Annotated in this window: 11 protein-coding genes and 1 rRNA gene; 7 read left to right on the forward strand and 5 right to left on the reverse strand. The window is 72.8% G+C overall.

The window, feature by feature from the left end; translation table 11 throughout:
* Nucleotides 1–77, reverse strand: a 16S ribosomal RNA gene (locus tag FB454_RS06260); the annotation flags it as partial.
* Nucleotides 78–686: 609 nt separating this feature from the next.
* Nucleotides 687–1,970: a tyrosine--tRNA ligase gene (tyrS, locus tag FB454_RS06265; RefSeq protein WP_030271096.1), complete on the reverse strand. Its 1,284-nt coding sequence runs from the start codon at nt 1,968–1,970 to the stop codon at nt 687–689.
* A gap of 101 nt (nt 1,971–2,071) precedes the next feature.
* Between tyrS and FB454_RS06270 the strand changes: the two genes are divergently transcribed.
* The 4 genes from FB454_RS06270 to FB454_RS06285 all read left to right on the forward strand — a co-directional run bounded on the left by FB454_RS06270 (nt 2,072) and on the right by FB454_RS06285 (nt 4,455).
* The gene (locus FB454_RS06270) at nt 2,072–2,461 is read left to right on the forward strand and encodes a PaaI family thioesterase (RefSeq protein ID WP_013285572.1); all 390 of its coding nucleotides are present in this window, start codon (nt 2,072–2,074) and stop codon (nt 2,459–2,461) included.
* 86 nt (nt 2,462–2,547) lie between these two features.
* Entirely contained in the window at nt 2,548–3,774 is a 1,227-nt protein-coding gene (locus tag FB454_RS06275; RefSeq protein WP_145822639.1) for a divalent metal cation transporter, read from the forward strand.
* Complete coding sequence (locus tag FB454_RS06280; RefSeq protein ID WP_013285570.1) at nt 3,771–4,151, forward strand: hypothetical protein; 381 nt, start codon at nt 3,771–3,773, stop codon at nt 4,149–4,151. Before FB454_RS06275 ends, FB454_RS06280 begins: the two co-directional genes overlap by 4 nt.
* Nucleotides 4,138–4,455, forward strand: a complete 318-nt coding sequence (locus FB454_RS06285) for a hypothetical protein (RefSeq protein ID WP_013285569.1) — start codon at nt 4,138–4,140, stop codon at nt 4,453–4,455. The genes FB454_RS06280 and FB454_RS06285 overlap by 14 nt, the downstream gene beginning before the upstream one ends.
* A gap of 30 nt (nt 4,456–4,485) precedes the next feature.
* On the opposite strand, the gene FB454_RS06290 is transcribed toward FB454_RS06285, so the two are convergent.
* The 3 genes from FB454_RS06290 to FB454_RS06300 form a co-directional block, all read right to left on the reverse strand.
* Nucleotides 4,486–5,841 carry a hemolysin family protein gene (locus FB454_RS06290; protein ID WP_013285568.1) on the reverse strand — a complete coding sequence of 452 codons (1,356 nt, stop codon included), beginning with the start codon at nt 5,839–5,841 and terminating at the stop codon, nt 4,486–4,488.
* A 146-nt stretch (nt 5,842–5,987) separates the two neighbouring features.
* A complete protein-coding gene (locus FB454_RS06295) occupies nt 5,988–6,623 on the reverse strand; it encodes a hypothetical protein (RefSeq protein WP_013285567.1) in 636 nt (211 codons plus the stop codon).
* A gap of 9 nt (nt 6,624–6,632) precedes the next feature.
* The gene (locus FB454_RS06300; RefSeq protein WP_030271092.1) at nt 6,633–7,136 is read right to left on the reverse strand and encodes a GNAT family N-acetyltransferase; all 504 of its coding nucleotides are present in this window, start codon (nt 7,134–7,136) and stop codon (nt 6,633–6,635) included.
* Between the two features lie 133 nt (nt 7,137–7,269).
* Between FB454_RS06300 and ppdK the strand changes: the two genes are divergently transcribed.
* From ppdK to adhP, 3 genes are all read left to right on the forward strand, one after another.
* The gene (gene ppdK, locus FB454_RS06305; protein ID WP_145822640.1) at nt 7,270–9,930 is read left to right on the forward strand and encodes a pyruvate, phosphate dikinase; all 2,661 of its coding nucleotides are present in this window, start codon (nt 7,270–7,272) and stop codon (nt 9,928–9,930) included.
* Nucleotides 9,931–9,942: 12 nt separating this feature from the next.
* The gene (locus FB454_RS06310) at nt 9,943–10,386 is read left to right on the forward strand and encodes a hypothetical protein (RefSeq protein WP_145822641.1); all 444 of its coding nucleotides are present in this window, start codon (nt 9,943–9,945) and stop codon (nt 10,384–10,386) included.
* Nucleotides 10,387–10,553: 167 nt separating this feature from the next.
* Entirely contained in the window at nt 10,554–11,564 is a 1,011-nt protein-coding gene (adhP, locus tag FB454_RS06315; protein ID WP_145822642.1) for an alcohol dehydrogenase AdhP, read from the forward strand.
* The last annotated feature ends 6 nt before the right edge of the window (nt 11,565–11,570 follow it).

Here is an 11,570-nt window from a genome sequence, read left to right on the forward strand (position 1 = left end):
GGGCCTTTCCGCTCGACTTGCATGTGTTAAGCACGCCGCCAGCGTTCGTCCTGAGCCAGGATCAAACTCTCCAACAAAAACTTGTCGAACAGCATAACCTGGCAACAAAAGTGTTGCCAAAGGAATCCCAACCAGCCAAACCAAAAGGCCTGACCAGTACGGGGTATAAAACAATTGGCACTGGCTTTACAAGCACCCTGTTGAGTTCTCAAAGAACAACCACACACCAACCACCAGGCCCCACAACCGCGGAACCCCCAGCCGGGGCATTTCGTTCAACCACCCGCCGCTCTCGCGCCGGGCACTTTTACTACGTTACCCGGTGGTTTCTGCCGTGTCAAACCGGTGTCAACCAGTTTGTCGTGCGTCACCTTTTACCGGGCACCCCGATTCAACCGACTTCCGTCGGTCGTTCCGAGGAATTCGGTAGGCCGGCCGCCCGCGGTTTTCCCGCTGGCCCGTCCGTTTCCCTACCGGCCGAGAACCTTACCCGGTCGGTTCCGCCTCGCCAAATCCGCCTCCCGGCGAATCCGGGGCACCACCCGGTTCTCAGGTCCTGCGCTCCGGCCTTCCAGGTCTTTCGCCCTGTTTCGTCCGTTCCGCGCTGGCAGAGAGAAAGTTACGCGCCCAGCGGAGTGATCGTCAAATCCGCTGGGCGCGTCCCGCGTCACACAGTCGACAGGCGGCTATCCGCGCAGCTCGACGCCCGCGAACGAGCGCTTGCCCCGGCGCAGTACGAGGTAGCGGCCGTGCAGCAGGTCGTCCGCCGACACGGTGGCGTCCACCTCGGAGATACGCGTGTTGTTGACGTACGCGCCGCCCTCGGCGATGACCCGCCGTGCCTCCTTCATGCTCGGCACCAGGCCCGACTCCTTGAGCAGGCCGGCCACGTCCGGCAGCTCGTCGAGGTGCACCAGGCCGGCCTCGGTCAGCGCGGCGCGCAGCGTCTCCGGGGCCAGCTCGTCGAGCGAGCCGCGCCCGAACAGCGCCTGGCTCGCGGCGACCGCCTGGGCCATCTCCCGCTCGCCGTGCACGAGCGTGGTCAGCTCCTCGGCGAGCGCCCGCTGGGCCAGGCGCGCCTGCGGGCGTTCCGCTGTGGCCTTCTCAAGTTCCTCCAGCTCCTCACGGGAGCGGAAGCTGAAGTACCGCAGGTAGCGGCTGACGTCCCGGTCGTCGGCGTTGACCCAGAACTGGTAGAACGCGTACGGGCTGGTCATCTGCGGGTCGAGCCAGATCGTGCCGGTCTCGCTCTTGCCGAACTTGGTGCCGTCGGCCTTGGTGACCAGCGGCGTGGTGAACGCCTCCACCGGCCCGGCGCCGCGCCGCCGGATGTAGTCCACCCCGGCGGTGATGTTGCCCCACTGGTCGGAGCCGCCGTACTGGAGCCGGCAGCCGTGCCGGCGGTGCAGCTCGAAGTAGTCGTTGGCCTGGAGGAGCTGGTAGCTGAACTCGGTGTAGCTGATGCCCGTCTCCAGCCGCGCCTTGACCACCTCGCGGGCGAGCATCTTGTTCACCGGGAAGTGCTTGCCGACGTCCCGGAGGAACTCCACCACCGACATCTCGCCGGTCCAGTCCAGGTTGTTGACCAGTTGGGCCGCGTTCTCCCCGGAGTACGTGACGAACGGCGAGAGCTGCTCGCGGATGCGCTCCACCCAGCCGGCGATCACCTCGGGCGGGTTCAGCGTCCGCTCCGCGCTCTCCTTCGGGTCGCCGATCTGCCCGGTGGCGCCACCGACGAGCAGCAGCGGACGGTGCCCGGCCTGCTGGAGCCGGCGGGCCATGACGACCTGCATCAGGTTGCCGATGTGCAGGCTCGGCGCGGTGGGGTCGAAGCCCACGTAGAAGGTGGTGCTCCCGCCGTCGAGCAGCTCGCGCAGTTCGTCGAGGCCGGTCGAGTCCTGGATCAGGCCCCGCCACAGCAGGTCGTCGGTCAGGGAGTCCCGCCCCTGCGGGAGGTTGCTGTCGGTCACGGTCACCGATTCTCCCCCATCACCGGGCCCGGCCCGTACCGGGTTTGCCGAGGTGCGGCCGACTAGGCTGGCGGCGCCGTCGAACGCGAGGAGGAACCGCGGTGGACATGCCGAACATGACCGGTGGCTTCGTGGCCCTGCTGGGCCTGACGTTCGACGAGGTCAGCGGGGACCGGGTGGTGATCCGCTGGAAGGTGCGCCCGGAGCTGCACCAGCCGTACGGGATCCAGCACGGCGGCGTCTACTGCTCGGTGGTGGAGACGGCGGCGAGCATCGGCGGCGCACTCTGGCTGGGCGACAAGGGCAACGTGGTCGGGGTGTCGAACCAGACCGACTTCCTGCGCGCGGTGCGGGACGGCGAGCTGACGGCTGTCGGCACGCCGGTGCACCGGGGCCGCAGCCAGCAGCTCTGGCTCGTGGAGATCACCGACGCCGACAGCCGGCTGGTGGCGCGCGGTCAGGTACGGCTGCAGAACCTCACCGCCGCCTGACATCCGCGGGCTCGCCGATTCAGCCCGAAAAGGGGCACTGACGCCGATATCGTCGCCTCGGTGAGGACATCCGCTCCCGATCCGACGTGAGGAAGCTGTTCGCCGCCACGCTCGGCGTGCTGTCGGCGGTCGGCGGCTTCGTCGACATCGGTGACCTGGTGGCGGCCAGTCAGGCCGGCGCGCTGTTCGGCATGGCCCACACCTGGGTGCTGCTGGTCGGGGTGGTCGGCATCTGCGCGTACGCGGAAATGGCCGGCCGGATCGCGGCGGTGAGCGGACGGGCGGTGTTCGACCTGGTCCGGGAGCGTCTCGGGCCGCGCGTGGCGCTGCTCAACCTGGTCGCGTCGTGGCTGGTCACTGTGGTCACGCTCGCTGCGGAGCTGGGCGGGGTGGCGCTGGCGCTGCAACTGGCGACCCGGCTGAGCCACCTGTTCTGGGTGCCGCTCGCGGCGCTGGCCGTCTGGCTGGTGCTGTGGCGGCTGCGGTTCGAGCTGATGGAGCGGATCTTCGGCCTGGCCGGGCTGACCCTGCTGGTGTTCGCTGTCGCGCTGGTGGCGCTGCCGACCGACTGGCCGGCACTCGGGCAGGGCGTGTGGCAGGTCAGCGCGTCCGGGCACGGCTGGCCGCTGTACTGGTTCGTGGCTGTGGCGTTGTTCGCCTCGACTGTGAGTCCGTACGAGGTGTTCTTCTTCTCCTCCGGCGGCGTCGAGGAGCGGTGGGGCGCGGCGGACCTGGCGCAGGCCCGCTCGAACGTGCTGATCGGTTTCCCGGTGGGCGGGTTCCTGGCGTTGTCGCTGGTCGCCGTGGCGACGGTGGCCTACCACCCGTCCGAGGCGTCGTTGGGCGCGCTCGACGAGGTGGCGCGGCCGGTGGCGACGGCGCTCGGCGGCGCCGGCCTGGCCGCCGCGGTGCTGGCGTTCTTCGCGGTGACGTTCGGCGCGGCGCTGGAGACCGGGCTGTCGGCGGCGTACGCGGCGGCGCAGTACTTCGGGTGGCAGTGGGGCAAGCGGGTCCGCCCCCGGGAGGCGGCCCGGTTCCACAGCGTGCTGCTCGTCGGTCTGCTGCTCGGTGTGGTGATGCTGATGACGACTGTGGACCCGGTGCGGCTGACCGAGTACATGCTGGTGCTGAGCGCGGTGGTGCTGCCGCTGACGTACCTGCCGATCCTGGTCGTGGCCAACGACCGCGGGTATCTCGGCGACCGGGTCAACGGGCGGTGGCTGAACCTGCTCGGCGCGGTGTTCCTGCTGCTCATCGTCGCGGCCTCGGTGGCGGCGATCCCACTGGCGATCATGACGGGGATGGGGCCATGAGGGTTCAGCTCGCCAGGCGGCTGCTCGACCGGCAGATCGTCGACGTGGACGGGTTGCTGGTCGGGCGCGTCGACGACATCGCGTTCGCTGTCGACGACGAGGGCTACCCGTACGTGGACAGCCTGCTCACCGGGCAGGGCGCGCTCGGCGAGCGGATCGGCGGGCGGGTCGGGCGGCTGCTGGTGGCGGTGGCGGACCGGTTCACCGACGACCCGCCGGTGCCGCCGTTGCGCGTACCGCTGTCCCAGGTCGCCCGGGTGGACAGTGCGGTGCGGCTGCGCTGCCCGGCGACGGACCTGCCGCCGTCACCGGTGGAGGCGTGGCTGCGCCGGCACCTGATCGAGCGCATTCCGGGGTCCGGTCGTGCGAGCGGGTGAGCTGCTCGGCCGCACCGCGTACGACCTGCACGGGCGGCGGCTGGGCCGGGTGGTGGACGTGGTGGTGCGCGGCGGGTGGCCGCCGGACCGGCTGCGGATCACCGACGTGATCGTCGCCGGGCACTGGTGGACCCGGGTGATCAGCCGGCTGATCGGCCCCGAGCTGCACCCGTCCGGGCCGTGGCTGCTGCGGGTGATCGCCCGGTTGGTCGGGCGGAGCACCCGCCAGCTGCCCGCCGACGCGGTGCAGCTGCTTCCGCCGGTGCCCGGCTTCCCGTTCGGCCCGCCGGCCGGGCACCGCTGAGCCGGGCGCCGGGGGACCGGCCGGGGCCGGTCAGCGGCGTGCCTCGTCGAGTTCGGGGGCGTCGGCCGGGCCGGCGGCGCCGTCGGTGGTGTCGCCGTCCGGGGAGCCGTCGTGGCGGCCGCGGCGGCGGACGTGCACCTCGGTGATGGCCCGCTGGTCGACGCCGGCCACCGACAGCTCCCAGCCGTCCACGGTCACCTGCTCCCCCGCCACCGTCGGGATGTGCCCGAGGCAGATCAGCACCAGCCCGGCGACAGTGGTGTAGTCGCCCGCCGGCCGGTTCGGCAGCTCCACGCCGAGGTCGGTCAGGTCGTGCACCGGGAACGTGCCGGGCAGCACCAGCGTGCCGTCGGCCTCGGTGCGCACGGCGCGCAGGTCCCGGTCGGTCTCGTCGTAGATCTCGCCGACGATCTCCTCCAGGATGTCCTCCAGCGTCACGATCCCGTCGACCGCGCCGCGCTCGTCGACCACGAGCGCGATGTGCTGGCGCTCGGCCTTGAACTGGCGCAGCGCGTCGACCACGGGCAGCGAGTCGGGCAGCAGCATCGGCGGTCGGGCGATCTCGTCGACCGGCCGGTCGTCGGAGACGCCGACCAGGTCCCGCAGGTGGATCACGCCCACCGCCTCGTCCAGGCCGCCGTGGCGGACCACCGGCGCCCGGGAGTGGCCGGTCGCCGCCAGGACGAGCCGCGCGGCCTCCGCGGTGGTGCCGCTGTCGAGCGTGAAGACCTGCAACCGGGGTACGAGCACCGCCCGCAACTGCCGGTCGGCGATCTCCACCGCGCCGGCGATGATCGTGCGCTGTTCCTTGGTGAAGCCGTGGTTGCCGGCCACGATGTCGCGCAGCTCGTCCGGGCCGATCTCGTCCGGCTCGGCCTTCGGGTCCAGGCCGAACAGGCGTACCACCAGGTCGGTGGTCGCGCCCAGCAGCCAGACGGCGGGCCGGGTGATGCTGGACAGCACGTCCAGCGGACGGGCCACCAGCAGCGCCCACCGCTCGGCCGACTGCATGGCGATGCGCTTCGGGGCCAGCTCACCGAAGACGAGCGTGACGAACGTGAGCACCAGGGTGACCGCGACGATGGCGACGGTCTCGGCGGCGTTGCCGAAGACGCCCAGCAGCGGGACGAGCGGCCGGGCCAGGGACACCGCGGCGGCGGCGGAGGCCAGGAACCCGGCGAGTGTGATGCCGATCTGGATCGTGGCCAGGAACCGGTTCGGGTCCTTCGCGAGACGGGCAAGGGTCCGTCCGCCGCGGCTGCTGCGCTCCAGCCGCTGCACCTGGCTGTCGCGCAGGGAGACCAGGGCCATCTCGCTGCCGGCGAACACCGCGTTGAGGATCACCAGCACACCGACCAGGGCAAGCTGGCTCCAGTAGCTCTGCACGACCGGTTATCTCCCTCGGCCCGATCCGGGTCGGCCGATGGCCGACTCGCCGGCCGGTAGATCCGGTCGGCGTGGCCCTCTGTTGCCCCGCGGGCCCGCGCCTGAATCCTGTGTGATCACTGAGCGTCGGGCGGCGGGTGCCGAGTTCACCCGCTCGTGGCGGGGACCGGCAGGTCGAGCACGTACGCGCCGCCCTCGGGGCGGAACCCGAGCCGGTGGTAGTAGGGGGCGATCATGCCGGGCGGGCTGACCACCCGGCGGAAGCCCCGGTCGGTGAACAGCCGGCTGCGCCGGTAGACGAACTCCCCCGGCGTGAAGTCGCGGAACGGCGGTGTCACGTAGTCCAGGTCGATCTGGGCCACCCCGCCCGGTTCGGCGTGCGAGAGCATCACGCCGACCACCTCGTCGGCGCGTACCACGAGGAACGCCGAGCGGTCGGCGGCGGCCGGATCCCAGCGGAAGCCCGGGTTGAACCGGGCGATGTCGGCGGCGTGCACCCGCAGCGTGTGCGCCAGGAACGCGTCGCCGGTGCCCACCTCGACCACCTGGTAGGTCTGCTCGTCGTGCCGGGTCGCCAGCAGCTTGCGCAGGTACCAGACGTTGATCACGGCGAGCACCACGTTCAGCCCGACCATCGGCCAGACCTGCACGGCGGTGTTGTAGCCGATCAGGATGAGGCAGCCGACCAGGTTGAGCGCGCGCAGCCGCAGGATCCGGGTCTGCAGCAGGGACCAGACCAGCAGCGCGGAGCCGGCCCAGCCGACGAGTTCCAGCCAGTTCACCCGGGGAGACTAGCGGTCTGCCTGGTCAGACCCCTCGGCGGGCAGCTCCAGGACGTACTCCTCGACCTCGGTGCCGCGCGACGGGGCGTACCCGGAGTCCTCGCCGATCACGACGAAGCCGCACTTGCGCAGCACCGCGAGCGAGGCGGCGTTGTCCTTCGCGGCGCGAGCGTGCAGCGGCCGGTGCGGCACCTCGCGCAGCAGCGCGCGCAGCGCGGCGGTGGCGTGGCCGCGCCCCCAGTGCGCCGCGTCGATCCAGTAGCTGACCTCGGTCTGCTCGCCGACCGGGAACGCGGCCACCCGCCCGACCAGCCGGCCGCCGACGACGACGGCGCGGTTCACGATCCGCTCGTCGGCGCGGATGCGCGCCCAGTGCGCGTCGAACGCGGCCCGGTCGGACGGGTCCTTCGGGCCGAACGCGGCCATCCAGTTCGCCTGCGGGTCCTGCTCGTGGGCGAAGAAGGCGGGCAGGTCGTCGTCGCGCACCGGGCGGAGCAGCACCTCGTTGGTCACGGCCGGAACGATACGGGCACCCCCCGACACTCTCGGGACCTCCGGCCCGGTGTGTGTCCCGTCCGGCCCTGCCGCGCCGCCGCCCGGCCCGGCTACCAAGGAGGTGGAACGACTCAGCCGAGGAGGCCGGACCATGTCGAAGTACGTCTACGACTTCATCGAGGGTGACCGCAGCCGGGCCGACCTGCTCGGCGGCAAGGGCGCGAACCTCGCCGAGATGACCCGGCTCGGGTTGCCGGTGCCGCCCGGGTTCACAGTCACCACCGACGCGTGCCGGGCGTACCTGGCCACCGGTGCGCCGCCGGACGGCCTGTACGAGGAGATCAACGCGCATCTGCGGGAGGTCGAGGCGCGGCTGGACCGGTGGCTGGGCGACCCACGTGACCCGCTGCTGCTGGCGGTGCGCTCCGGCGGGCGGTACTCGATGCCGGGGATGATGGAGACGATCCTCGACATCGGGCTCAACGACACCACCGTGGCCGGGCTGGCCGCCCGCACCGGCGACGAGCGGTTCGCCTGGGACTCGTACCGGCGGCTGATCCAGATGTTCGGCCGGACCGTGCACGGCATCCCGGCCGAGGAGTTCGAGCACGAGCTGGCCGCGCTGCGGGCCACCGCCGGGCCGGGCGGGCCGGGCGCCGACCAGTTGCGCGACCTGGTCGAGACGTACAAGAAGATCTTCACCCGGCACGTCGGGCACGATTTCCCGCAGGCCCCGCACGAGCAGCTGTTCCTGGCCGTGCGCGCGGTGTTCGAGTCCTGGCACTCGGAGCGGGCCCGGATCTACCGGCGGCAGGAGCGCATCCCGGACGACCTGGGCACCGCCGTCAACGTGATGGCGATGGTGTTCGGCAACCTCGGCCCGGACTCGGGCACCGGTGTGGCCTTCACCCGCGACCCGGCCACCGGCGCCCCCGGCGTGTACGGCGACTACCTGACCGACGCGCAGGGCGAGGACGTGGTGGCGGGCATCCGCAACACGGTGCCGCTGACCGAGCTGGAGCGGCTGGACCCGGCGAGCTTCCACCGGCTGCGGGAGATCATGGCGACGCTGGAGCGGCACTACCGCGACCTGTGCGACGTCGAGTTCACCATCGAGCGCGGCCGGCTGTGGATGCTCCAGACCCGGGTCGGCAAGCGCACCGCGGCGGCGGCGTTCGTGATCGCCGCGCAACTGGCCGAGGAGGGCCTGATCACGGCCGACGAGGCGCTCACCCGGGTCAGCGGGGCGCAGCTCGCCCAGCTGATGTTCCCGGCCTTCGACGCCGCCGGCGCGCCCGAGCCGCTCGCGGTCGGCGTCGGCGCCTCGCCCGGCGCCGCGGTCGGGCGGGTGGTCTTCGACTCGGCCGCCGCGGCGGCGGCCGACGGACCGGTGATCCTGGTCCGGCCGGAGACCAACCCGGACGACCTGCCCGGCATGATCGCCGCGACCGGGGTGCTCACCTCGCGCGGCGGGAAGACCTCGCACGCCGCGGTGGTGGCCCGGGGCATGGGCCGGACCTGCGTGTGCGGCGCCGAGGCGCTGGGCATCGACGCCGAACGCGGTGAGTTCACGGTGGGCGAGCAGGTGGTGCGCGCCGGCGACGTGATCTCGATCGACGGCACCAGCGGGCGGATCTGGCTCGGCGAGGTGCCGGTGCAGCCGTCGCCGGTGGCCCGGTACCTGACCGGTGAGCTGCGGCCGGAGGCCGACCCGCTGATCGCCGCCGTGCACCGGCTGCTCGGCCACGCCGACGCGGTCCGCACGCTCGGCGTCCGCGCCAACGCGGACACCCCGGACGACGCCCGCCGGGCCCGCGAGCTGGGCGCCGCCGGGATCGGGCTGTGCCGCACCGAGCACATGTTCCTCGGCGAGCGCCGGGAACTGGTCGAGCGGCTGATCCTGGCCGACGGCCCGGCCGAGGTCGGCGCCGCGCTGGACGAGCTGCTGCCGTTGCAGCGGGCCGACTTCGTCGGACTGCTCACCGCGATGGACGGGCTGCCGGTGACCGTACGGCTGCTCGACCCGCCGCTGCACGAGTTCCTGCCTCCGCTCGCCGAGCTGACCGCCCGGGTGGCGGGCGCGCAGGCGCGCGGCGAGGAACCGGGCCACGACGGCGTGCTGCTGGCGGCGGTGCGGCGCATGCACGAGACGAACCCGATGCTGGGGCTGCGGGGCGTACGGCTCGGGCTGGTGGTGCCGGGCCTGTTCGCGATGCAGGTGCGGGCGCTGGCCGAGGCGGCCGCGCAGCGGGTCCGGGCCGGCGGTGACCCGCGCCCGGAGATCATGGTGCCGCTCGTCGGTGACGTGCGGGAACTCGCCGCGGTGGCGGACGAGGCACGGCGGGTGCTGGCCGAGGTGCCTGACGCACCGGACATCCCGGTCGGCACCATGATCGAGACGCCCCGGGCGGCGCTGACCGCCGGGGACATCGCCGCCGAGGCGCACTTCTTCTCCTTCGGCACCAACGACCTGACGCAGATGACCTGGGCGTTCTCCCGGGACGACGTGGAGGGCGCGTTCTTCTCCACGTACCTGGAGCGGGGGATCTTCCCGGTGTCGCCGTTCGAGAGCATCGACGCCACCGGCGTGGGCCGGCTGGTCCGCCTCGCCGTCGCCGAGGGGCGGGCGGCCCGGCCGGACCTGACCGTCGGCGTCTGCGGTGAGCACGGCGGCGACCCGGAATCGATCAGGTTCTTCGCCGACGCCGGGCTCGACTACGTCTCCTGCTCGCCGTACCGGGTGCCGGTGGCGCGGCTGGCCGCCGGCCGGGCCGCCGTCGAGGCCCGAACCGAGAAGTCCGACTCCCGCTAGGAGGGCAGCACCATGACCGCCATCTTCAACCCGACCGGACCGGCTGTCACGCCGCTCCCCCGGCCCGCGCCGCCGCAGGCCGCGACTCCCGCCCCCGCCCCGGCCGGGCCGGTCGGCCCGGTGCTGGACCTGCCCGGGGACGCCGCGCTGGTGCCGGTGAACCGCGACGGCCGCCCGGTCGGCGTCTTCGTCGCGGCCGGCGGCCGGGTCCGCTACCGGCGCGTGGTCGAACCCGACCAGTTGGTCGCCGCCGCCACCGGCGCGTTCGCGGTGGCCGCGCTCACCGCCGCCGTGGCGGTGTGGTCGCGGCGCCGCCCGCCGTCGGTCGGCACCGTCACCATGGGTCCGGGCGGATGGGTCAGCCTGCGCGGCGTGCCGGCGCCGCGGCTGCGCCCGGACCACAGGCCCTGGTGGGCGCGCCTGCTGCGGGCCCGCCGCCTGGTCGTCGACCGCTGACCACCCCAGGGGTACGGCCGCCGGTACGTCACCGGCGGCCGTACCGCCGTTCCCCCGCGCGCCCGCGAGGAGGGCCGTTGGTCCCGGGTCACCGCGGTCCTGCGCCCCTGCCCGGACGCTCCCGGGTGGACGACGCTGAGGGGGAGAACGAGAGAGGGAGGCCCCCGATGCGCGCCAGTGTCGTCACCGCGTTCGACCGTCCGATGGAGATCACCGAGCGTCCCGTGCCGGAGGTCGGGCCGGGCGAGATCCTGGTCCGCATCGAAGCCAGCGGACTCTGCCACACCGACATCCACGCCGCCCGCGGCGAGTGGCCGGTGAAGCCCACCCCGCCGTTCGTCCCCGGTCACGAGGGCGTCGGCCTGGTCGAGCAGGTCGGCCCCGGCGTCACCGAGCACGCCGTCGGCGACCGCGTCGCCCTGGCCTGGCTCGGCTGGGCCTGCGGCACCTGCAAGTACTGCGTGACCGGCTGGGAGACGCTGTGCGAGTCGCAGCGCAACACCGGCTACAGCATCGACGGCGCGCACGCCGAGTACGCGGTCGCCGCCGCCCGGTACGCGGTGCGGTTGCCCGACGGCGTGGACCCGTTCGAGGCCGCGCCGCTGACCTGCGCGGGCGTCACCACGTACAAGGCCGTCAAGGTCGCCGGGGTGCGGCCGGGCGAGCGGGTCGCGATCTTCGGCATCGGCGGCCTGGGTCACCTCGCCCAGCAGTACGCCCAGATCTTCGGCGCCGAGACGATCGCGGTGGACGTGACCGCCGAGAAGCTGGAGCTGGCCACCTCGCTCGGCGCCGCGCACACCGTCGACGCCGCCACCACCGACCCGGTCGAGCGGATCACCGCGCTGGGCGGCGTGGACGTGGCGATCGTGCTGGCCGCGAGCCCTCGCGTGATCGAGCAGGCGCACCGCTCGCTGCGCCGCGGCGGCCGGCTGGTGCTGGTGTCGCTGCCCGCCGACAACGCGATCACCCTGCCCGTCTTCGAGACGGTGCTCAAGGGCATCACGGTGCTCGGCTCGATCGTCGGCACCCGCGCGGACCTGGCCGAGGTCTTCGCGCTGCACGCCGCCGGCCGTACCCGGGTCGTCTACGAGACCCGCAAGCTGGACGACATCAACGACGCGGTGGACGACGTCCTCGCCGGCCGGGTCGCCGCCCGGCTCGTGCTCCAGCCCTGACCCCCG

The sequence above is a fragment of the Micromonospora sp. CNZ297 genome (genome assembly GCF_007827625.1).